This window comes from Flavobacterium sp. B183, from assembly GCF_023539155.1.
Classification (GTDB): domain Bacteria; phylum Bacteroidota; class Bacteroidia; order Flavobacteriales; family Flavobacteriaceae; genus Flavobacterium; species Flavobacterium tructae.
In genome coordinates this window covers 2,012,555-2,036,187 of record NZ_CP097434.1, presented here as the reverse complement: position 1 = coordinate 2,036,187, position 23,633 = coordinate 2,012,555, and the positions used below count along the sequence as shown (strand labels likewise).

Annotated in this window: 22 protein-coding genes and 1 tRNA gene; 5 read left to right on the top strand and 18 right to left on the bottom strand. The window is 35.3% G+C overall.

The window, feature by feature from the left end; all coding sequences use genetic code 11:
* Positions 1-237: 237 nt before the first annotated feature.
* Positions 238-1,488, top strand: a complete 1,251-nt coding sequence (locus tag M4I44_RS09060; protein WP_249967088.1) for a TMEM143 family protein — start codon at positions 238-240, stop codon at positions 1,486-1,488.
* Here the strand turns inward: M4I44_RS09060 and M4I44_RS09055 are convergent.
* The gene (locus M4I44_RS09055; RefSeq protein ID WP_249967087.1) at positions 1,485-1,721 is read right to left on the bottom strand and encodes a hypothetical protein; all 237 of its coding nucleotides are present in this window, start codon (positions 1,719-1,721) and stop codon (positions 1,485-1,487) included. The two genes, M4I44_RS09060 and M4I44_RS09055, sit on opposite strands and share 4 nt — an antisense overlap.
* A gap of 328 nt (positions 1,722-2,049) precedes the next feature.
* Between M4I44_RS09055 and M4I44_RS09050 the strand changes: the two genes are divergently transcribed.
* The gene (locus M4I44_RS09050; protein ID WP_249967086.1) at positions 2,050-2,514 is read left to right on the top strand and encodes a DUF962 domain-containing protein; all 465 of its coding nucleotides are present in this window, start codon (positions 2,050-2,052) and stop codon (positions 2,512-2,514) included.
* Between the two features lie 91 nt (positions 2,515-2,605).
* Positions 2,606-2,797, top strand: a complete 192-nt coding sequence (locus tag M4I44_RS09045) for a hypothetical protein (protein ID WP_017497008.1) — start codon at positions 2,606-2,608, stop codon at positions 2,795-2,797.
* 216 nt (positions 2,798-3,013) lie between these two features.
* Here M4I44_RS09045 and M4I44_RS09040 read toward each other — a convergent pair whose 3' ends face one another.
* Positions 3,014-3,955, bottom strand: coding sequence for a GyrI-like domain-containing protein (locus M4I44_RS09040; protein WP_249967085.1), 942 nt, complete (start codon positions 3,953-3,955; stop codon positions 3,014-3,016).
* Between the two features lie 155 nt (positions 3,956-4,110).
* On the opposite strand from M4I44_RS09040, the gene M4I44_RS09035 reads away from it, so the two are divergent.
* On the top strand, positions 4,111-4,845 hold the full coding sequence (locus tag M4I44_RS09035) for a hypothetical protein (RefSeq protein ID WP_089077734.1): 735 nt from the start codon (positions 4,111-4,113) through the stop codon (positions 4,843-4,845).
* Between the two features lie 93 nt (positions 4,846-4,938).
* Here the strand turns inward: M4I44_RS09035 and M4I44_RS09030 are convergent.
* The 16 genes from M4I44_RS09030 to mraZ all read right to left on the bottom strand — a co-directional run bounded on the left by M4I44_RS09030 (position 4,939) and on the right by mraZ (position 22,459).
* A tRNA-Arg gene (locus M4I44_RS09030) sits at positions 4,939-5,012 on the bottom strand.
* Positions 5,013-5,078: 66 nt separating this feature from the next.
* The gene (locus tag M4I44_RS09025; protein WP_026110046.1) at positions 5,079-5,528 is read right to left on the bottom strand and encodes a GatB/YqeY domain-containing protein; all 450 of its coding nucleotides are present in this window, start codon (positions 5,526-5,528) and stop codon (positions 5,079-5,081) included.
* 206 nt (positions 5,529-5,734) lie between these two features.
* The gene (gene ftsZ, locus M4I44_RS09020) at positions 5,735-7,762 is read right to left on the bottom strand and encodes a cell division protein FtsZ (RefSeq protein ID WP_026110047.1); all 2,028 of its coding nucleotides are present in this window, start codon (positions 7,760-7,762) and stop codon (positions 5,735-5,737) included.
* A gap of 84 nt (positions 7,763-7,846) precedes the next feature.
* Positions 7,847-9,268, bottom strand: coding sequence for a cell division protein FtsA (gene ftsA, locus M4I44_RS09015; protein ID WP_017497013.1), 1,422 nt, complete (start codon positions 9,266-9,268; stop codon positions 7,847-7,849).
* A 6-nt stretch (positions 9,269-9,274) separates the two neighbouring features.
* On the bottom strand, positions 9,275-9,997 hold the full coding sequence (locus tag M4I44_RS09010; RefSeq protein ID WP_249967084.1) for a cell division protein FtsQ/DivIB: 723 nt from the start codon (positions 9,995-9,997) through the stop codon (positions 9,275-9,277).
* Positions 9,984-11,333, bottom strand: coding sequence for a UDP-N-acetylmuramate--L-alanine ligase (murC, locus tag M4I44_RS09005; protein WP_249967083.1), 1,350 nt, complete (start codon positions 11,331-11,333; stop codon positions 9,984-9,986). The genes M4I44_RS09010 and murC overlap by 14 nt, the downstream gene beginning before the upstream one ends.
* A gap of 135 nt (positions 11,334-11,468) precedes the next feature.
* Positions 11,469-12,554 (bottom strand): undecaprenyldiphospho-muramoylpentapeptide beta-N-acetylglucosaminyltransferase, encoded by a 1,086-nt coding sequence (gene murG / locus M4I44_RS09000; protein WP_089077737.1) that lies wholly within the window; start codon positions 12,552-12,554, stop codon positions 11,469-11,471.
* A gap of 109 nt (positions 12,555-12,663) precedes the next feature.
* Complete coding sequence (locus tag M4I44_RS08995; RefSeq protein ID WP_017497017.1) at positions 12,664-13,977, bottom strand: FtsW/RodA/SpoVE family cell cycle protein; 1,314 nt, start codon at positions 13,975-13,977, stop codon at positions 12,664-12,666.
* Positions 13,978-14,060: 83 nt separating this feature from the next.
* On the bottom strand, positions 14,061-15,392 hold the full coding sequence (gene murD / locus M4I44_RS08990) for a UDP-N-acetylmuramoyl-L-alanine--D-glutamate ligase (protein WP_017497018.1): 1,332 nt from the start codon (positions 15,390-15,392) through the stop codon (positions 14,061-14,063).
* Positions 15,393-15,450: 58 nt separating this feature from the next.
* A complete protein-coding gene (locus tag M4I44_RS08985) occupies positions 15,451-15,813 on the bottom strand; it encodes a four helix bundle protein (RefSeq protein ID WP_017497019.1) in 363 nt (120 codons plus the stop codon).
* A gap of 44 nt (positions 15,814-15,857) precedes the next feature.
* The gene (mraY, locus tag M4I44_RS08980; RefSeq protein WP_017497020.1) at positions 15,858-17,093 is read right to left on the bottom strand and encodes a phospho-N-acetylmuramoyl-pentapeptide-transferase; all 1,236 of its coding nucleotides are present in this window, start codon (positions 17,091-17,093) and stop codon (positions 15,858-15,860) included.
* Between the two features lie 99 nt (positions 17,094-17,192).
* A complete protein-coding gene (locus M4I44_RS08975; RefSeq protein WP_017497021.1) occupies positions 17,193-18,656 on the bottom strand; it encodes a UDP-N-acetylmuramoyl-L-alanyl-D-glutamate--2,6-diaminopimelate ligase in 1,464 nt (487 codons plus the stop codon).
* Positions 18,653-20,662: a penicillin-binding protein gene (locus tag M4I44_RS08970; protein WP_202703051.1), complete on the bottom strand. Its 2,010-nt coding sequence runs from the start codon at positions 20,660-20,662 to the stop codon at positions 18,653-18,655. The genes M4I44_RS08975 and M4I44_RS08970 overlap by 4 nt, the downstream gene beginning before the upstream one ends.
* The gene (locus tag M4I44_RS08965; RefSeq protein WP_017497023.1) at positions 20,653-21,000 is read right to left on the bottom strand and encodes an FtsL-like putative cell division protein; all 348 of its coding nucleotides are present in this window, start codon (positions 20,998-21,000) and stop codon (positions 20,653-20,655) included. The genes M4I44_RS08970 and M4I44_RS08965 overlap by 10 nt, the downstream gene beginning before the upstream one ends.
* Before the next feature lie 102 nt (positions 21,001-21,102).
* Positions 21,103-22,011: a 16S rRNA (cytosine(1402)-N(4))-methyltransferase RsmH gene (gene rsmH, locus M4I44_RS08960; RefSeq protein WP_017497024.1), complete on the bottom strand. Its 909-nt coding sequence runs from the start codon at positions 22,009-22,011 to the stop codon at positions 21,103-21,105.
* The gene (mraZ, locus tag M4I44_RS08955) at positions 21,986-22,459 is read right to left on the bottom strand and encodes a division/cell wall cluster transcriptional repressor MraZ (protein ID WP_017497025.1); all 474 of its coding nucleotides are present in this window, start codon (positions 22,457-22,459) and stop codon (positions 21,986-21,988) included. The genes rsmH and mraZ overlap by 26 nt, the downstream gene beginning before the upstream one ends.
* Before the next feature lie 377 nt (positions 22,460-22,836).
* Between mraZ and M4I44_RS08950 the strand changes: the two genes are divergently transcribed.
* Positions 22,837-23,601, top strand: a complete 765-nt coding sequence (locus M4I44_RS08950; protein ID WP_017497026.1) for an alpha/beta fold hydrolase — start codon at positions 22,837-22,839, stop codon at positions 23,599-23,601.
* Positions 23,602-23,633: the final 32 nt, after the last annotated feature.

Genomic DNA, 23,633 nt, shown 5'->3' with positions numbered 1-23,633 from the left:
TTTTTTTTGGAACAATTAAGCGAGCTTTTTAATCGATGCCAACGATTAAAAGTCTCGTTTTTTTTTAATCACAGTTTTCAATTGATGAGAAAAACACTCCTTACTTTCTACCGAAAACATCTACAAAGATTTCTTTCTTGATGATCATCTAACAAATTTTAAAAGCCTGTTATGATCAAAACAAAATCACTTTGTATCTTTGAGCCTTTAAAAAAAATATAGCCCCTAAATATCTCTATGACACGAGAACACTATATTCCCTTCAACAAGGAATTTCTATTGGAACAACAACTAACTGCCTTTGCCGAAGATTCCAAGAAAACGGATGATTTCAGAAAACTGTTTGATATTATTGAACACTATTTCCATTACGAAGCTTTTAATCTTAATCGAAATCTGAAGCAAAACTACGCTTTGTTTGATCCTGATTTAAGTCTGAACGAACGCGAAAATTTTATAGGTAAAAGTGATTTCAACGTTTTCAAAGAAACATTACTTACGGTATTAGAACAGGGAAATTATCGTGAAATAGATCAGGAAACACTGGACAAAGCTTTTGAGGATTCAGACTTAATCGGTTTGAAGCTTTCAATTGATTTCAACGCCTTTAAAGACTACGAATTATACGTTCGGGGACAACATAAGGCAAAAGAAAAGATTCGAAAATATTATTTCTGGAAGAAAGAAATTGAAATTGAATATTACGATCGTGTCCTGATTTACCTTCATTACAGCGAAGCCGATTATATTAAAGAAAAAAAAGTAAAACTGGGGAAAATGCCTATCGAACCGGGTTCGGTTGCTTTAAAGATCTTTAAACGTGTTCCTAAAAATGATCTCGAAACTATATTCCCAAATGCTATTCCGAGAATGTCTACCAAAGATAAGTTGTTCTTTTGGGTTCCGGGAATTGGAGGCGGAATTTCACTTTTAAGTACAACTGTAATTCCTGCTTTGATTGGCATGTATGGCGCATATCAATCGGGAGAAGCTATCGATTTATTAAACAGCAAAGCCTCTTTAAATCAGGGTTTAATTGCGCTGGGTATTTTATCCCTTTATTTGTTTCGTCAGTACAGTAACTTTGTCAATAAAAGAATCAAATACTCTAAAATCCTTTCAGACAGCCTTTACTTTAAAAATCTCGGAAACAATAGCGGTGCTTTCTATTCACTGCTAAATTCCTCTGAAGAAGAAGTACTGAAAGAAACGATACTGGCTTATACCTTTTTATACAAAAATGAATATGCAATCTCAGCCGAAGAACTCGACAATCAAATTGAGTCCTGGTTTACGACAGCGCTCAATACAAATCTGGACTTTGATGTACAGGATGCTTTGTTGAAATTAAAAACTATGGCGTTAGCTGTTGAATCCAATGGTAAATGGAGTGTTATCCCTTTAGATGACGCATTGGTAACCGTTGACTCATTATGGGATAATGTTTTTGACTACAATCAGAAAGCAGAAGTTTCTGAATATAATTAATTACAGAATTTAATAATCAACAATACTATAAATGAAAAGAAAAGAGCAAGGAGAAGAAGTATACTAAAAATTAGTTTTACAATTTCAACTCGATTTTCTGACAAATCATTTTGAATCCATGTATGATTGTATAGCTGTAAACCGTCTGCCATTGTTTGATCATCATTTTCTTTTTCATGATTAATTACATAAATCTTTACAATCACCTCTTCTTTGTTTTCTATTTGATACATAACTATTTGTTTAATAAGTTATTTAATTATCGACAAAATTAGAAATGAAAAAAACGACGGCACACCTAATAAAGCCATAAAACTATCATGATAAGACAAATACCTCCTTTTTTTGAGTATTAAATCTAAAATTTATCCTTTTTTCATTATTTTTTCTCGAAAACGAAGTACTTCTTTAGTGCCAGATTAAAAGCAGATCTGCAGCGTTTTTAATTCAAATTTCATATCTGCGTCTTCTTAAAAACTAAGATTATATATTTTTAAGAATAGTCGAAACTGATAAAACTAAATGTTTTTTTAGTAGATTTACGACACTAAACCCAAAACAATGAGAACATTAGAACAATGGTTTGATGAATACGCTGTAAGTCATCAGAACCCAAAGAATAAGGCAATACATTATATTTGTGTACCAGCGATCTACTTTTCGATAGTTGGACTGTTAATGAGTATTCCAAGTGATTTCATCTCCAATACCTTAAAACTGAACGCTCCTGTTCTGGAAAACTGGGCTGCTGTTGTTTTAATTTTTGTACTTCTTTTTTACCTTCGTCTGTCGGTAACGATGGCTTTGAAAATTGCTGTTTTTTCGACAATTTGTTTGGTTGTAAATTACTATATCGGACAAGTTTTGCCGTTATGGATCTTTTCTGTTGGCGTATTTATAATTGCCTGGATCGGTCAATTCTACGGACATAATATTGAAGGAAAAAAACCTTCTTTTTTGAAAGATTTACAATTTCTAATGATTGGTCCGGCCTGGGTTGTAGAGAATTTATTTTCTAAGAAGTAACTCACTTCCAATATGTTGAAAATGATAGCCTCAGGAATACTTGTCATTTAACTTGAAATACTAATTAACATACTTATAAAACATTAAAAAAATGGAAAACCAAAAAGCATCATCATTTGTCTTTTCGATTATTGCAATCATCTTAGGAGTAGTATTGTACAAACAATTTGACTTTGAAAAACTAACTTTCGAAAAACCGGCTTTAGCAGTACTTTATATCATCGTATTTTTATTCTCTATTTTTATTTTGATCAAAAACGCAAAAAAAGGGTCTGCAAAATAACGGAAGCAAAATCTCGTGCCTCAGATATTAGATCGTTTTCGAATGAATTATTAGAAAAAGGCCTGAGAATTGATATTCTCAGGCCTTTTTTCAAATACTCTCATATACTTTTTTAGAAATAATTTATTCTAAAATTAAATTGAAGACCATTAGCTGTAACAGAAAATGTAACAATAAAAGACAGTTTCATAAATTCGAATTTAGAAGTTATTAATCCTATAGTAATTTTATTGGTATATAGATATCGATAATATGGAGGTTTTCAGGATGCAATTTAGGATCATTTAAATGGCTTAGAAAGAAATTTCTATTATCGGGCTGATAGCCATTCTCTTCAAACCAAACTTCGTATATGTAATTCCAGGTTTTAAAGCATTCTGACATTGGTCCTTCTTTATGGAAAATGGCATACAACCCTCCACTAATTATGGTATTACCCACTATCCCCTCTCCTACTATTTTCTCAGGAACAGACAAACAAACATCAGCCTGAAGCATTCCTGATAAATTAGCATTACTTCTGTAAACGGTCAATGCTTTGGTTTCAGGAAAATTTACTAAATTTCTTGGAGTAGCCCAGCTAAAAAGCTTTTTAAACATCTCTTCAAATGTTTTACTATCATGACTGTGAATATTGAGATTTCTGATGTAAATAACATTAAATGCCTCAAGATTTTTAACTTCAAAATCAAGTTTCTTAATTTCACTCATTTCAATATTTTTTAAATTATTTAATTTGAGTGCAAGGTAGTTTTCGATTTCAGACTGCATTTTTCCAATATTGCTATCTATTATACGAATATTGCTATTTTTATACTGTACCCGCCATTCGCTTGGTGTCATCTGTCTGACTTCACGAAAACTTCTTGAAAAAGAGGAAACATTCAAAAAACCGCAATCATTGGCTATTTCACTAATTGTCTTTGACGGATTATTCATCAGGAAAAACAGAGCCCTCTCTATCTTTGCATTTTTAATAAATTCATTGATTGTTTTTCCTGTAACAGACTTAAAAATTCTATGAAAATGAAACTTTGAAAAACTGGAAAGAGCTGCCAATTTTTCTAAAGAAAGCTCTTCATGAAGATTTTCCTTAATGTAATCTATACTTTTATTGATTCTAAAATAATACTCTTTAATAGATTCTTCCTTTGTCATGCTTTTAAGCTATAGTATAAACGTTAAATATCATTTACAAATGCAAACTAATATTAGTACAAAGTTATGGATGTATTAGACATTTTTTTATTCTTTTAAAGTCCTTTTCTGAAGCAAAATTATTAATACATTTATCCAACAATAAAGATGAAAAAATGGGTGACAGAATATTAAAAGACATACGCTTTTATGAAAGTGAAAAGCAAAATATTGAAGGGCAAAGCATTCCTCGACAACTAGGTAAGCTTTTCGTACCAACAAAAGATACAAATTTTATAGGACAACGAATTGCCAGAAAATTAAACGAACTAAAATTCACTTATGGAGAATTTGATCATATATACATCAATTTAACAACTGTATTAAAAGAAAATGAAATTGTAGTTTCGAATAGAAACGTTGACAAAAGAATTAAATATTTAGATTTTGGAATTGACGTTGAAAAATTACAATCACTTTCTGATAGTGAAAAAAATGGCCTGATTAAATCAATAACATTCCAATCGCTGAGAAAAATAAGTAATGACTTAAATTTGGCATTAGTAGATCAAACTGAGAAGCTTATTGATGAGTTGGATACCAAAATAAAAATTCATTTTAAAACAAAAGAAACCAAGTCCTTTAAAATTGATATTTATTATCAAATTGAAGTCGAAGAAATTGGAACAATGGCTGTAATTGAATACAAAGACAAGAAGAATAATTTCTACGGTTCAATGAACTATAAGCTTCAATTCTATGAAGATATTTATACCTTGATTGATACAATTAGTATTGCAAAGGGTTTGATAACTTTAAAACCTAAAAAATCTTTTACAGCTGACATAAACAATAAAAGATACGAAACTCCAATACAATTAGAATTGAGCGATTTTACTCCTGTCATATGAACTTCATGGAATGTACAAAGCAAAACGTATAAAACAGTTTAAAAAAGACATAAAAAAAACCTATTTCGTTACGAAATAGGTTTTTTACTTAAGTGACCCCGGAGGGGTTCGAACCCCCAACCCTCAGAGCCGAAATCTGATATTCTATCCAGTTGAACTACGAGGTCTTCTTATTTTAGATTTATGATTTCAGAGTTCAGATTTTGAACTAAACTCTGAAATCATGAAATTATCTACGATAATAACTTTTTTACAATTGTAGAAATGGTTTTCCCTTCAGCTGTTCCGCCTAATTGTGCAGAAGCCAATCCCATTACTTTACCCATTGAAGCAATTCCAGCAGCTCCAGTTTCAGCAATGATTTTTGCTACTACTGCTTCTACTTCTTCTTCACTTAACTGAGCCGGTAAAAACTTCTCGATTACAGCTACCTGAGCTAATTCAGGCTCTGCTAAATCAGGACGATTTTGCTCTGTAAAAATTCTGGCGCTTTCTTTACGGGTTTTCACCAATCTCTGAAGCAATTTAATTTCATCGTCTTCTGTTAATTCTTCTTTAGAACCTGAAGCCGTTGCAGCCAATAACATTTCAGACTTAATAGCTCTTAATGCTTCTAAACTTACTGTATCTTTTGCTTTCATGGCGGTTTTAATCTCGTCCATGATTAGTGTTTGTAAACTCATTTTCTAATTTTATTTAAATAAGCCAAGGCCTATAGATTGATCAATTACATTTAAAATTATATTTTCTCCTTCGCTTAAACTGACCCATAAGATTCACTTTAAAAACCTGCTTATGAAGTCAAATTTCAAATTCTGTGCGAAGATAAAAAAAATAACCCGAAAATTAAATCCAATTTTCGGGTTATCCAATTATTATGATTTTAAAACTAGTCTACGTTGTCGTGCAAAAACGAATTGTTTGAACGCAATTGCAAATCGTTGTTACTGTCTGTTCCAACCGAAATTCTTGAGTTTGTGTTGTTTGCTTGTGAATTAGACAAATCAATACCTAATCTTTTGTAAGCAGGCTCTTTCTCCAATTCATCAATTCTGGACACATTATTATGGAATTTATAATTAAATTCTTTTAATTTTTTTCTTCTTTCTTCGGCTCTTAAACGTAAAGTCTCTTCAATTGTCAGTTCCATCGGAGACACATTTGCTGTTGTGGAGTAATCCGGTTCAACAGCGAAATCTGGTCTTGGTTTCATGGTGATATTTAATTCCGCAGGAATTACTTCTTCTACCACTTTTTCAACCGGTTTTGACGTCATTAAATCGTTTTCAACTTCCATGTATTCCTCTAAAGAATACTTGATAACTCCTTTGTCAGAAAGCTCGGTTACCGGTACAAATGAAACCGGATCATTTACTTTAATATTACGAGTTTCGTTTGTTAATTCGAACAAAACTTTAGTTTCTTCAACAACCGGCTCTTTCCTAACTTCTGGCTCAGATCTGAAAATTGGCAAATCAAAGGAGAATGTCGTTTGTTCTTCTCTTTCGAATGTTCTTTGCTGCACTTGCTGAACTGGTTTTATATCCTGAAAAGCTTCGGCTTGCGGAGTTGTAATCGTAAAATCGATATCGGTTATCGGCGAAACAATTTCAAACGTAACATCCAGATTTTTGATAAACTCAGACATCACTACCAATTCTTCCTGATTCATTGTTGGAGTAGCTGCCACCGGAGCAACTTCAAATGGTGTAGCTGCAACTGGTACAACCGGAGCGGGAGTTACGGGAGCAACCGTGTCTTCATCGTCCATTAAATCAAAAACAATTTTTTCTTCTGATTTACTGGTTGGTGTATCAATTGTTAAATCAAAAGAAGTAACTGATTTATTGGTTAGATTATGAACACTTCTTTGCTCATCTTCCAAGGTATGAATGATTTTTTTAGGCTCTGTATTAACGATATCATTTTGCTGTTCAACGTCAAAACCTGTCGCAATAATAGTTACGGCAATAGCCTCACCAAGAGTCTCGTCTTCACCAACTCCCATGATAATATTAGCATTGTAACCTGCTTCAGCCTGAATATGATCGTTGATTTCCCCGATTTCATCTAAAGTAATTTCATTAGATCCAGAAACGATAAGCAACAATACGTTTTTGGCTCCTGTAATTTTATTATCGTTCAGCAACGGAGAGTCCAGTGCTGCAATAATAGCTTCCTTAGCTCTGTTCTCGCCTTCTGCAACGGAAGATCCCATGATCGCTGTTCCACTATTCGAAAGAACAGTTTTAGCGTCACGTAAATCGATATTTTGAGTATAGTGATGCGTAATTACTTCAGCAATACCTCTTGAGGCTGTTGCCAAAACTTCATCCGCTTTAGAGAATCCGGCTTTAAAACCAAGATTTCCGTATACTTCTCTTAATTTATTATTGTTGATTACGATTAATGAATCGACCTGCTTACGCAATTTCTCAATTCCTAAAAGTGCCTGCTCCTGACGTACTTTCCCTTCAAACTGAAAAGGAATCGTCACAATACCAACGGTCAGGATCTCTCTTTCTTTAGCTAACTGTGCAATTACCGGAGCTGCACCTGTACCTGTTCCACCTCCCATACCAGCGGTAATAAATACCATCTTAGTACCACGGTCTAACATTTTTTCGATATCAGCGATACTTTCTATAGCAGATTGCTGTCCTACATCAGGATTTGCTCCTGCACCAAGACCTTCTGTTAAGTTCATCCCTAACTGAATCTTATTAGGAACCGAACTGTTCTGCAGTGCCTGTGAATCGGTATTACAGACGATAAAATCTACGCCTTTAATACCTTGTTTAAACATATGATTGATAGCATTACTACCACCTCCACCTACACCTATTACTTTGATAACATTTGATTGGTTTTTTGGTAAATCAAATGAAATACTTCCAAATTCTGAGTTGCTCATCATCTTTTTGGTTTTTGAAATTCTTATTTAATACATTTTTTACTTCTTGACTTGGGGCCAATAAAGTAATCCTTTTCTTTTATTATCTTATTCAGCGTTGTCTAAAAAATCTTTGATTTTATCGACATATCGGTCAAAAAATGATCTTCTGATTTTTGTTTCTGTAGATTCTTCTTTAGAGACGCTGTTTCTAACTTCTCTGGTTTCTTCGATAGTTTCTACTCTTTCAACGTAGTTTTCTTCAACTTCGTATCGCTGTTGTACCGGCTGTTGTATCGGCGGCGGTACATTTCTGTAAACCACTTTTGGCTGATCATTTACAATCTCCATTCTAACAGCACTTTGCGTACTATTTTCGATACTATTCATTACTAAACCAACTGCGGTTGCAAATAGCGGACTGGAGATTTCTTCACTTGAATTCCCTGCCAGGTGCTCGTTTGGATATCCAATTCTCGTATCCATTCCTGTAATGTACTCTACTAATTGCTTGATGTGTTTTAGTTGAGCACCTCCACCCGTAAGCACGATACCGGCAATTAATTTTTTACGCGGATCCTCGTGTCCGTAAGCCTTGATTTCTGCAAAAACCTGCTCTACAATCTCCACCACACGGGCATGAATAATTTTAGATAAGTTTTTAAGCGAAATTTCTTTTGGCTCTCTTCCTCTTAATCCCGGAATAGAAACAATTTCATTGTCTTTATTTTCTCCCGGCCAGGCCGATCCGAATTTTATTTTTAAAAGCTCTGCTTGTTTTTCGATAATCGAACAGCCTTCTTTAATATCATCTGTAATTACATTTCCTCCAAAAGGAATCACTGCTGTGTGGCGGATAATACCGTCTTTAAAAATAGCTAAGTCAGTCGTTCCTCCACCAATATCAATTAACGCTACTCCGGCTTCTTTTTCTTCCTGACTTAAAACTGCATCAGCAGAAGCTAAAGGCTCTAAGGTTAATCCGGACAATTCGATTCCTGAACTCTGAATACATCTTCCCACGTTTCTGATTGAAGAAGCCTGCCCCACTACAACGTGAAAACTGGATTCTAATCTTCCGCCATACATTCCGATTGGCTCTTTAATCTCAGACTGCCCGTCGATTTTAAATTCTTGTGGCAAGACGTGAATAATTTCTTCTCCCGGTAACATCGCCAGTTTATTTACCTGATCGATCAAAAGCTGAATATCTTTTTCGCCAATTACTTCTTCCGGATTATTACGGCTGATGTAATCGGTATGCTGTATACTTCTGATGTGCTGTCCGGCGATACCTACTACCACATCTTTAATTTTATAACCTGAATTATTTTCTGCTTCAAGTATTGCTTGCTGAATTGATTGAATAGTTTGCGTAATGTTGTTTACAACTCCTCTCGCCACTCCCAAACTTTTGGATTTCCCAATCCCCAAAATTTCCAGTTTACCATACTCATTTTTCTTGCCTATCATGGCAACTATTTTGGTTGTTCCAATATCTAGACCTACTGCAATGTTATCTTTTTCCATTTTCTATTATTTTGTGCAAACTACTTGTTCCGTAAACCTAAGGTCAATTTTATTGTATTTGTATAACGAACTATCTAAAACCGCTTTTTGAAAAAAGGCTTTATAGTTATTAAATTTCTTATCAACATTCATCGTTCTGCCAAAATCGATGAAGTAATTATAATTTCTATTAAACATTTTTAAGCTACCATTAGGCATAATTTGTATTGCAATGATGTTTTTTTTCAAAAACGCATCGTCATAAATTGTGCGAAATAAAGCAGCTAAATCTTCGTTATTTTTTTTATTAATTGCCCCCGAAACAAGAGGAACTCTCGCAGTATAATTGTCCGACAAAGGCATTTTATTACCCTCATAGTCAATATAAAAAGATTGATCACCATCATAAACTCTTGCTATTGGTGTCTTCTGTTTTACTACTGCTTTTAGAACGCCGTCGATACTTACAAAAACATCTGACTCTTCAATCATGTCTTGCGCATTGAGGGTTTTCTCTATCTTATTCAAATCTACTTCATCTTTTCTAATACTGGAAGCGTCTCTTTTATTTTCTATCAACAATTTATTAACCGTTTCAGGCTTCACAAAAAGCGTATTTTCTCCTACAAAAACTACCATGGATTTTTTTAATTTTCGATCTCCATTTCGATGTTGAGCGAAGGAATATAAAAAAATAACCAGCCCCAAAATGAGTATCAAACGAATATTTGTCCAATTAAATATTTTCATTCAGCATTTTTTTAATTGAAGGAACCATCTCACCAAGATCACCAGCTCCTATTGTTACAATTATTGGCGCATCACTGGCTTTGATCTCCGCTAATAAATCCTCTTTTGCAACAATTTTTTTGTTCGAATTTGTCATTTTTCCTAACAGCCATTCCGATGTAATCCCTTCCATCGGTAATTCACGTGCCGGATAAATATCCATTAAAAACACTTCATCAAACTGAGACAGACTTTCGGCAAATCCATCAGCAAAATCTCTGGTTCTGCTGAACAAATGCGGCTGAAAAATAGCCAGTACTTTACGTCCCGGATACAATTCAGTAACCGCCTGATGTACTGCATTTATTTCTGTTGGATGATGTGCATAATCATCTATATAAACTAAGTTTTCAGATTTAATCTGATACGAAAAACGTCTTCTGATTCCGTTGAATGAAGCAATGGCCTTTGCAATGGAGTCGGTTGGGATGCCGAACGTTTTAGCCATCGCAATAGCCATTAGTCCATTCATTAAATTGTGTTTTCCCGGCAATCCGAAACGCAGGTCTGTCATTACTTCTGATGGCGTCTGCACATCAAAAACATAACTTCCATTATCAATACGAACATTAAAAGCCTTATATACCGCCTCTTCGTTTATAGCACACTGAACTCCTTCAAGAGGTAATTCCTTGGTTATAAACAGCTTATTTTTATCTTCTACTTTTGAAGCGAATTCTACAAACGAAGCTTCGATTGCATCACTGGTTCCGTAAATATCCAAATGATCTGCATCCATTGATGTGATACAGGCAATATTAGGATGCAGGTGCAAAAACGAACGGTCAAATTCATCTGCTTCCACTACGGTAACTGTTTTTCCTTCTCCAATTAAATTCGAATTGTAATTCTCTACAATACCCCCCACAAAAGCAGTTACATCTGCTCCGCTTTCATACAGTATATGCCCCAAAATACTTGAGGTTGTGGTTTTTCCATGTGTTCCTGCCACAGCAAAACAAAACGTATCTTTAGTGATAATCCCTAAAACTTCAGCACGTTTTTTAACCACATAATCTCTTTCTGTAAAATAATTCCACTCAGAATGTGTTTTGGGTACAGCCGGTGTAATAATCACCAGTGTATTCTCGATATAATACTCCTTTGGAATTAAACCAATATTATCTTCAAAATGAATATCAATACCGCTTTCAATCAACTCGCTTGTCAGCATAGATGGTGTCTTATCGTAACCGGAAACCTGCTTCCCAATATTTTTAAAATAGCGGGCCAGGGCACTCATTCCGATGCCTCCAATACCAATAAAATAAACGTTTTGTATTTGATTTAAATTCATTTCTTTTTTTGCTTTTTTTTTGCTTTAAGCAATAGGCTTTAGGCTTTAAGCACTCAACCTTTGTGTTTATTATTTATTCTCTTTTGTATTTTAAGCTTTAGGGCAAGCTTAAAGCTTACTGCCTATAGCCTACAGCTAAATCAGCTTCACAATCTCAGCTACAATATCCTGTGTTGCTTTTGGTTTTGCCAGTTTTTTAATATTTGCACTTAATTGTTTTTGCTTTCCTTCATCTTTAAGCAAGGCTTCAAAAACAATACTAAATTCATTATCCAATTCTGATTCCTTCAATAAAATAGCTCCTTTTGCATCTACAATTGCTTGCGCATTTTTTGTCTGATGATCTTCAGCAACATTCGGCGACGGAATAAATATAACCGGTTTCCCTACAATACACAATTCGGAAACCGATGAGGCTCCGGCACGTGAAATAATCACATTGGCAGCCGCATATACAAAATCCATTCTTTCAATAAAATCAACCACCTTAACATTTTGCTGATTGTATTTTTTATATTCTTCAAAATACAACTTCCCGCATTGCCAGATTATCTGAACGTCCTGCGAAAGAAAATTTTGCAATTCTTTTTCGATTAACTGATTGATTCTTCTCGCTCCTAAACTCCCTCCTAAAACCAACAATGTTTTTTTATTCGGATCTAGTCCATAAAAAGCAATCGCCTCTTCATGCTTACTGTCAATATCAATCAAATCCTGACGAACCGGGTTTCCGGTTAAAACAATTTTCTCTTCTGGAAAAAAACGCTCCAGATGATCATAAGCTACACAAATTGCATTGGCTTTTTTGCTTAGCAATTTATTCGTAATTCCCGGAAACGAATTCTGTTCCTGAATGACTGTTGGAATTCCGGCCGAGCCTGCTGCCTTTAATAAAGGTCCACTGGCAAAACCTCCGGTACCAATTACAACGTTTGGCTTAAATTGTTTTATGATTCGTCGTGACTCCAGCAAACTTTTTGCCAATTTTAACGGAAACATTAAATTTTGCAACGTAAGTTTTCTTTGCAAACCTGCAATCCAAAGTCCTTTGATTTCATAACCTGCCTGCGGCACTTTCTGCATTTCCATTTTATCTTTGGCACCTACAAAAAGAAATTCAGCATCAGGGAATTGTAATTTTAATTCATTCGCAATAGCAATTGCAGGATAGATATGTCCTCCTGTACCACCACCACTTAATATGAATTTATATTTTGTCATGTTTTTTTTTAGTTATGAGTTGTGAGTTATGAATTCTCTCAATACTTCTCAACCTATTTCTCAATTCTCTTTCTTCTATTATCTTGCTTCTATTCTCTCCGCTCTATACTTATTTATTTAAAACTGCATTCATTGGATTTCTGGAATTGTCTTCAATGGAATACATTCCCTCTTCTTCGTATATCTTTTCATCAGCAGGCAGATCTTCTTCTGCTAATTCTTTATCAATTAATCTTTGAAGGGCCTCTCTTCTTCTTTCTTTTTCTTCCTGTTCTTCAGCAATTTCTTCTTCTTTTTTCGTCACACTAATGATAATTCCGAGAGAGAAACAGGTCATCCAAATCGAACTACCTCCACTACTGATCAACGGAAGTGTTTGCCCTGTTACCGGAAGCAGCTCCACTGCAACAGCCATATTGATCATTGCCTGAAAAATCATCGGAAACCCGAGTCCGACGACGACGAGCTTTCCAAATAAGGTATTGGCCTTATGTGAGGCGATCACAAATCGAAACAATAACAATAAGTACAAAATCAATATTGCTACCCCACCTACTAAACCGTATTCTTCTACAATAATCGCATAGATAAAATCGGAAGAAGACTGTGGCAAAAAGTTTTTCTGAACGCTTTTCCCCGGACCTACTCCTCCTAATCTCCCTGAAGCGATTGCAATTTTTGCTTTCTCAATCTGATAATCATCTTCATCCGGTTTATCGGTGGTAAAGTTTTCGATACGACTTCCCCAAGTACTAACCCTGCTAAAGAATCTGGAATCCGGGAATGCTTTTGCAACCAAAAGGAAGAACGCAAACATTGCAATTCCGGAACCGATAATAAAACCAATATATTTTAATGGATACCTGCCAATAAATGTCAGCATAATTACCATTGCAAAAATCAACGCTGTGGTTGAGAAGTTCGCCGGTAAAATAAGCGCCAGTGTTATAAAAACCGGCAGCCAAAGCTGTATCAGCGATACCTGAAAAGGTTCATTTTCTTCTTTCGTTTTCGACAGATAACGCGCCACAAATATGAACAATATACTGGCCGCCAAGGTCGACGTTTGAAACGTAATTCCGATAAAAGGAACCTGAATCCAACGGCTCGCATTTGCACCTGCAATAACAGTTCCTTTCAACAAGGTATAAAGCAGCAAAAACCACACAATAGGCAGTGCAATTTTCGAAATCGCCCTGAAATAATGATACGGCACGCGATGTACCCAGTAAATGATTAGGAAACCAATACAAACGTGAGCCAAATGCTTTACTAAATAACCTAATGTATTTCCAGTTCCATGACCTATATAGGCCAGATTACTACTCGCACTAAAAACAGGCATAAACGAAAACAATGCCAATAAAGCCACGAATGACCATATTACTCTGTCTCCTTTTAATTTGTTCACCAGCTCTTTCATAATCTTTTATTTCAGGTTTCTCTCGTTTCAGGTTTCAGGTTTCAAGCTTCAGAATTCAAACCTGAAACTTGAAACATTTTTTTTTACAAATTGTGCACCGCTTGCTTAAACTGCCTTCCTCTGTCTTCGTAGCTTTCGAATAAATCGAAACTTGCGCAGGCCGGAGACAATAAAACAGCATCACCTTTTTCTGTTAAACGCTGTGCTGTTTTTACAGCATCGTTCATATTATTTACTTCAACCATGATGTCAACCACATTTCCGAAAGCGCTGATAATTTTATGATTATCAATTCCAAGGCAAATAATAGCTTTTACTTTTTCACGAACTAATGACATCAGTTCGTTGTAATCGTTTCCTTTATCTACTCCACCAACAATCCAGACTGTTGGAACGTTCATACTGTCTAAAGCAAAGAAAGTCGCATTAACATTTGTTGCTTTTGAATCATTGATATATTGTACATTCTGAATTTTAAGTACTTTTTCTAAACGGTGTTCAACACCCTGAAAATTAGATAAACTTTCGCGAATTGTTGCATTTCTAATTTGCATCAATTTCGCAACAGAGCTTGCTGCCATTGCGTTTTTCATGTTATGTTTTCCTTCTAACGCAATGTGTTCTGTGTCCATTGTAAACTCTTCTTGGTTGATCTTTATTTCCATTTTGTTGTTATTTATAGAAGCTCCTTCATCGAATGATTTCGTCAATGAGAAAGGAATTAATTTTGCTTTTGTTTTGTTGTTTTTTAACCATTCTACACTTGCTTCATCATCTGCATCGTAAATGAGATAATCACTTTCGGTCTGGTTCATCGTTATTCGAAATTTCGAATTGATATAATTCTCATATTTATATTCATATCTATCGAGATGATCGGGACTGATATTGGTTATGATCGCAATATCGGGCCTATAATCTATTATTCCGTCTAACTGAAAACTGCTTAATTCAAGAACGTATGCATCGTATTTATTCTCGGCTACCTGCCAAGCAAAACTCTTTCCTATATTCCCTCCCAAACCTACATTCAAACCTGCTGATTTTAATAAATAATGGGTCAGCATAGTGGTAGTCGTTTTTCCATTACTACCTGTGATTCCAATAGTCAATGCTTCTGTAAAAGGTTTTGCAAATTCTATTTCCGAAATCACTTTTACTCCCGCTGCTACCAACTTCTTTACAATTGGTGACTTTTCAGGAATCCCCGGACTCTTCATAACCACATCAGCATTTAAGATCAAATCTTCGGTATGCTGTTCTTCTTCCCAGGGAATTTTATTAATGATAAGAACTTCTTTGTAACTCTCTTTTATCTTTCCAAAATCTGATACAAAAACATCATATCCTTTTTTCTTTCCGAGAATAGCAGTACCTACACCGCTTTCTCCTCCGCCTAAAACCACTAACCTCATACTTTATAAAATTAAAAATTGAGAATTAAAAATTAAAAATCTGCTATACTCAAGACCTCTAATTATTTGCATTTTTCCCTTTTAAGGTTAATATAATTTTCGCTAATATTTTACATATTTCCTCTGCTTCCTTATGAATGCTTTCGAATTCAACTGCAGAAATATAATCCGTTGCTTTCAAGAGTTTCAACCAATAAATTGTTTCTCTTGCTTCTTTATATGAGATTTCCAGTTTAAATAGAAACTCCTTATCAGAACGTCCCCCGATTGACTCTTCGATGTTGGCTCCTATAGAAGTCCCACATCTTAGAATCTGCTTACTCAAAACAAACTCTTTCTTTTCGGCCGTCAGATATTTATATAAATTGATAATTCTAACCGCGAAAAGAAAGGATTTATCCTGAATAATATTTTCTTTCATTTCTAAGAACTTTTAATTTTTAATTCTCAATTTTTAATTCAAAACTATCTTAGTTTTAAAGTAACGATTGACAATATGGCTAACATTACAGCAACAATCCAGAAACGGGTCACAATCTTACTTTCATGATATCCCTTTTTCTGATAATGATGATGCAGCGGGGACATCAGGAAAATTCTTCGTCCCTCTCCGAAACGTTTTTTCGTATATTTAAAATAAGTGACCTGAATAATTACGGAAGCACTTTCGGCAAGGAAAATTCCGCAGAATAGAACAATCAATATCTCTTTACGAACGGCAATGGCTAAAACCGCTATAATTCCACCAATGGTCAAACTTCCTGTATCTCCCATAAATACAGATGCTGGAAATGAATTGTACCAAAGAAATCCAATCAAAGCTCCCACAAATGCAGATATAAACACGGTCATTTCTCCCGAATTGGGGATGTACATTATATTGAGATAGTTGGAGAAAATAATATTCCCGGAAACGAATGTAAATATACCAAGTGCGAGTACCGAAACCGCCGAAGTCCCAGCCGCGAGTCCATCAATACCATCCGTTAAATTAGCTCCGTTTGAAACTGCTGTGATGATAAAAATAACCACCGGAATAAAAACCAGCCAGGCCCATTTTTCATATCCTTCACCTGTCCAGGCTAAAATTTCAGCATAATCAAATTCATTATTTTTCACAAAAGGAATTGTCGTTGCAGTAGATTTTTCTTCTACCGGTGCCGGCAAAACTATCGTTGAATTGTTCGTAGCCGTTTTAAAAACATCAGTTCTGCCTGTATCGGTTCGAACAGTTACCGCAGGATTAAAATACAAAACAGATCCTACAATGATTCCAAGACCAACCTGTCCGATCACTTTAAAAATTCCTTTAAGTCCTTGTTTGTCCTTTTTGAATATTTTGATATAATCGTCCACAAAACCAATACTCCCCATCCAAAGCGTCGTTACAATAAGCAATACGATATAGATATTATGCAAACGAGCGAATAACAAAACCGGTACTAGCGTTGCAAAAATGATAATCAGTCCTCCCATTGTTGGAGTTCCTGCTTTTTCATTTTGACCTGCAAGACCTAACTCACGAACGGTTTCACCAACTTGCTGATTGCGTAAAAAGTTTATAATTCTTTTTCCGTAAATCGTTGACAAAAGCAACGAAAGCATAAATGCCAAAGCCGATCTGAAAGTGATGTACTGAAAAACTCCCGTTCCCGGTACATCTAATGTTTTGTCTAAATATTCAAATAAATAGTATAGCATATATCTTTGTTTATTTGGTTAATCGTTGATTTGTTTATCGTTTATTCTTGATTTAATAATTATTCGATTAAACGAATAATCAATTCACCGGTTAAACTTTTATTTTCCTAATTGTTCTAAAATTTCCTTTACCGTTTCCATATCATCAAAATGATGACGTACCCCGTTTATCTCCTGATACGTTTCATGCCCTTTCCCTGCAATTAGTATAATATCATTGGGCTGGGCCAACTGACAAGCCGTTTTAATCGCTTGTTTTCTATCTGAAATTCTCAATATTTTTTTATAATTGTGAGCTTCAACGCCTTTCTCCATTTCATCTAAAATCACTTCAGGATCTTCATTTCTTGGATTATCTGAGGTTAAAATGGCCTTATCACTTAAATCTGTAGCAATTTTTGCCATTATAGGCCTCTTGGTTTTATCTCTGTTTCCACCGCAACCAACAACTGTTAACAGCTGCTCGTTTTTGGTACGGATATCATTAATCGTTTTTAAAACATTATCTAAAGCATCCGGAGTATGTGCATAATCAACTATTGCTGTAATGTTTCCTTCTGAAACGATATACTGAAAACGCCCCGAAACACTTTCTAAATCAGACAGTAAGCGCAACGCTTCAAGACTATCCATTCCTAACTCTACAGCCGTTCCGTAAATTGCCAAAACATTGTAAGCATTAAACGTTCCGATTAGCTTTACCCAAACTTCATTGTCATTAACTTTCAACAACAAACCCGACAACTGACTCTCCAGAATCTGTGCTTTAAAGTCGGCATAGGTTTTTAAAGCGTAAGTAAACTTTCTGGCTACTGTATTTTGCAACATTACCGATCCGTTTTTATCATCGATGTTAGACAAAACGAAAGCTGTTTTCGGCAAAGAATCAAAAAACGATTTTTTCACATCTCTGTATTCCGCAAAAGTTGGGTGATAATCTAAATGGTCGTGTGACAAATTCGTGAAAATTCCCCCAACAAAATGCAGTGCCTCTGTTCGTTTTTGATGAATTCCGTGTGAACTCACTTCCATAAAACAATGCGTAACACCCGCTTCAATCATTTCGTTCAAGTAATGATTGATCGTAATCGAATCCGGAGTGGTATGTGTTGCAGGAAATTCAGTTTCATCGACCATGATTTTTACGGTTGACAATAAACCAACTTTAAAACCTGCTTTTTGAAACAACTGAAATAACAATGATGCAATGGTAGTCTTTCCGTTTGTACCGGTAACTCCAACCAATTTTAACTTTTCGGATGGATTTCCGAAGTAATTGGCCGCCATAAAAGCCAGAGCCGCATTAGTATCTTTTACTTTTATGTAGGTTATTCCTTTTTCAATATTTTCAGGCAACGTATCGCAAATAATCGCAATTGCACCTAATTTGATTGCTTTTTCAATATAATCATGACCATCTGAAAGTGATCCGCGAATAGCCACGAAAACATCATTTGCCTCAATTTTTCTCGAGTCAAAATCAATTTTATGTATATCGATTTCCGTTGAACCTGTTACAGACTCAATCGCTACTTTGTATAATATGTCTTTCAGTATTTTCACGATAATTCTAATACTATGATTGTGTTTTTACTAATATTTTGTCCGGGCTGAATAGATTGTTTTTTAACCTTTCCTACTCCGATAACTCTCACTTTTAAATCAAGGTTTTCTAACAATGCTACTGCATCCATACCCGGCATACCTTTTAAATTAGGAACCTGATTTATTTTTTTATTGGCTTCTGCCGTATATTTATTATAACTGTCATCTTGTTTTGGAATTCTTGAATCCAGTCTTTTTATTCTATTGGTTGATGGCGCATCTGTAAATATTTTTTGAGCGATTCTTTTAAAAACCGGCCCGGCAACATCTGCTCCATAATAATTGTTTTTTGATGTATTAGGCTTATGCACTACTACTATACAAGAATATTTAGGATGTTCAGCCGGAAAATACCCCACAAAAGAAGAGGCATAATACAAACCAGATTTTCCTTCTTTACCACCATAATTCACCTGCGCTGTTCCGGTTTTTCCTGCCATCGAAAAATCTTTCGAATACAGCTTGGAACCTGTTCCTTTTTTAACCACATTGAGCAATACTGCTCTCACTTTGTCGATGGTTTCCTGCGAACATATTTTCGGGTTGATCACTTCTACCTCAAACTTATTAATCGTTTTGTTCCATTCTTTAATTTCCGAAACAAACTGTGGCTTAACCATCACTCCATTGTTTGCAACGGCATTATAAAGCGCCAGTGTTTGCATTGGCGTAACCGAAACTCCGTAACCAAAAGCCATCCACGGAAGTGAAACTCCTGACCAATGTTTGTCTCCGGGTTGTGGAATATATGGCCTTCCTTCTCCTTTAAAATGCAATCCTAATGTTTTATTTAATCCGTACGAATTAATATGATTTACAAACTTTGACGGATTGCTTTTGTAATTGTCATACACAGCCTGAACCATTACGGTATTGGACGAAAGTTCGAAACCACGAGCCAGCGAAATTTTCCCGTAACCGCCTCTGTGCGAATCACGAACAGCACGTCCGTAATACCTCATTTCTCCTCCGTGACTGTCAAAAACGGTACTTGTATCAGCTACTTTATCTTCTAAAATTGCCATTAAATCGACCAATTTAAATGTCGATCCCGGCTCATGAGACTCGGCTATAGCGTAATTTGTAGTTTCATAGTACGATCCGTCTTCTGATCTTCCCAGATTTGAAATCGCTTTTACGTGCCCCGTTTCAGTCTCCATCACCACCACACAACCATGATCGGCTTCGTAATCTTCCAATTGCTTTAATAAAGCATGATGTGCAATATCCTGAATAAAAACATCAATGGTCGAAATCACATCATAACCGTCTACAGGATCTACTTCATTTAAATCCCGAATAGGCTTCCATTGTCCTTTTGCAATTTTTTGCTTTAAAATTTTTCCGTCTTTCCCGTTCAGATAACTTTTATAAGCCCATTCGATTCCTTTACCAACTTCGATTCCGGTTGCAGGGTCAATTCGATCGTAACCAATGGTTCGCTCTGCAATTTTTCCTATCGGATGCTTTCTAACGGTTTCCTGCTCAACAATTATCCCTCCTTTAAAAGCCCCCAGATTGAACAAAGGAAAACCTTTAATTTTTACATATTCGGTATAACTCAAATTGCGGGCAATCAGATAATAACGATTTTTATTGGCTCTGGCCTTTCTTAATTCCTGCTGATAATAACCTGCAGGTCTGTCTAAAACGGTAGCCAATGAATCGGATAATGCCTTTACGTATTTTTCAAAAGTCTCCGTTTTTGGCGCTTTAGCATCAAAACGAATTTCATAATTCGGAATCGATGTAGCCAATAAACTTCCGTCAGCCGAATAGATATTTCCTTTGTTTGCCGGAATTACAAAATTTCTAACGGTACGTTGTTTCGCCAGTTTTCTGTAATAATCTCCTTCTACCCATTGAATATTGGTTAACTTCACAACAATAGCAATTGCCATCACAAAGATGAAAACTGCTACGAGGTAAATTCTGTAGGATATATGTTTATCTTCTACTGCCATATTCTTTTAAAGAAACTTTTTTCTTCTTCTTTTTTTACTTCTATTTTAATCGGAGGAACTGTGGATGGAAAAATTTTCTTCTCCAGCATTTTATCCGATATCGTCGATTCCATTTTTAACTTCATTAACTCTGAACGGCGGTCTACAAATTCAGATCGCAATTCTTTTACTTCATTGTTCAATTTTGCGATTTCAAAAACCTTCTGTTCGTAACGCTGTGTATTGGCGATCATCAAAATGGCAAGCAGAATAATAAAAACAATGAAACGCCAGTTTTTTACTGCATCATCGTTGATCAGAAACCTTGCTTTTAATATATCAAATACACCACTTTTCATTTTTTCTACCTATATATTATAGTAATTTGTTTAATTGTTTAACCGTTGAGTCGTTTATTGTTTTATTTTCAAAGCCACAACTCACATTTCACATCTCACAAACTATATCTTCTCAGCAATTCTTAATTTAGCACTTCTTGCTCTGTTGTTGATTTTAATCTCAGCCTCATCCGGCACAATCAGTTTTCCTATCGTTTTAAACGGAACTGAAAAGTTTCCGTAAAAATCTCTTTCAGGCTCTCCTTCAAACATTCCGTTTTTGATGAATCTTTTTACCAGTCTGTCTTCTAAAGAATGGTAAGAGATTACAGAAAATCTTCCACCCGGATTTAAAATTTCTAACGACTGTTCGATAAACTCTTTCAAAACATCCATTTCCTGATTCACTTCAATTCTAATCGCCTGATAAATCTGAGCCAATATCTTGTTACGAACTCTTTCCGGTAAATATTTTGCCAGAACTTCTTTCAGTTCGTCTGTCGTTTTGATTGGATAACCTTGTCTAGCTTCTACAATTGTTCTTGCTAAAACCGGTGCGTTCTTCAACTCCCCATAATCAAAAAAAACACGACGTAAATCCTGTTCTTCATATTCGTTAACCACCCGATAAGCATTTAAATCATTTTTCTGACTCATCCGCATATCCAGTCCGGCATCAAATCTGGTTGAGAAACCTCTCTCCGGAACGTCAAACTGATGTGATGAAACACCCAGGTCAGCCAAAATTCCATCTACACTTTTAACACCATGAAAACGCAAAAACCTTTTTATGAATCTGAAATTCTCATTAATTAAGGTAAACCGTTCGTCCGGCAATGCATTTGCAAGCGCATCTTCGTCCTGATCAAAAGCAAATAATTTTCCGTTTGGCCCTAATCGTCTCAAAATTTCTTTTGAATGCCCCCCACCGCCAAACGTAACATCTACATAAATGCCGTCAGGTTTAATATTTAAACCATCAACTGTAGGATGAAGCAAAACCGGATTATGATATTCCATTGTCGTCGTCATTAATATTTCCCATTACTTCTTCGGCTAAATCTGCAAAATCCATATCTTCGCCGCTTATTGATTTTTCATATAAATCCTTATCCCAAATCTCCACAATATTAACCGCAGATGAAAAAACCACATCTTTAGAAATACCCGAAAAGGTCACCAAATCTTTCGGAACCAGTAATCGTCCCAATGCATCAATCTCTACCACTTTCACACCTGCAGTAAATCTTCGAATGAAATCATTGTTCTTTTTCACAAAGCGATTCAGCTTGTTGATTTTTTGCATCATCAGATCCCATTCACTCATTGGATACAATTCTAAACACTGTTGAAAAACCGAACGCTTCAAAACAAATCCGTTCTGAAGAGAGGAAGTCAATTGCTTTTTCAAAGGCGCAGGCAACATCAGCCTCCCTTTAGCATCGACTTTACACTCATATGTTCCAACAATTGTGTTCAAGAAAATTCATTAATATGTTATAGGACAAAAATATAAAAAATATTACCACATTTTACCACAATGTACCACTTTGTTAATAAGTTTAACCACTTACACCCCACTTTGCATAACCGATAGAATATCAATACATTAACTTATTATTAACGAATTATCAATAACACTAATCATTCAAAAAAATTAAGCGCTATTTTTCTTAAAAATTTAGCTATTCTGCCGATTTCTTAACATTAAAAAAATCGGCAAACAACACCACTTACACCTGATTTTTAACCACTTATAAATTATACTAAAATTATCTAGTTAAAAAACGACAGCAAAAATCCTTTTTTATTTATTAAACCCTATATTTGTCCAAATTGAAATTGGCATTAAATTAAATGGACAAACACTACAAAAAAGAAGGCAAATACAGCTATTATGAAGCTGGAGAAGGAACTCCTATCGTTATTTTACATGGCTTAATGGGAGGCCTTAGTAACTTTGATGCTGTAGCCGAATATTTTCCAACAAAAGGATACAAAGTTGTGATCCCGGATTTGCCAATCTATACTCAAAGCATTTTAAAAACAAACGTAAAAAGCTTTGCCAAGTATGTAAAAGACTTTATCACATTTAAAGGATTTGATCAGGTTATACTATTAGGCAACTCTTTAGGCGGCCACATTGCACTGTACCACACAAAGCTATATCCTGAAAAAGTTGCCGGACTGGTAATCACAGGAAGCTCAGGACTTTACGAAAGCGCAATGGGTGATAGCTATCCAAAAAGAGGCGATTACGAATACATCAAAAAGAAAGCTGAAGATGTTTTTTACGATCCTGCAATTGCTACACCAGAGCTTATTGACGAAGTCTACGCAACCGTTAATGACCGTATCAAACTAATCAAAACTTTGACGATTGCCAAAAGTGCTATTCGTCATAATATGGCCAAAGATTTACCAAAGATGACCACAGAAACCTGTATCATTTGGGGTAAAAATGATGCCGTTACTCCCCCAAATGTTGCCGAAGAATTTGATAAATTATTGCCTAATTCAACTTTGTACTGGATAGACAAATGTGGACACGCTGCTATGATGGAACATCCTCAGGAATTCAACAAAATCCTGGAAGAATGGCTCGTTAAAAAGAATTTATAGCATCTAACTTTCGACTTTTAGGAGGTTTTAAA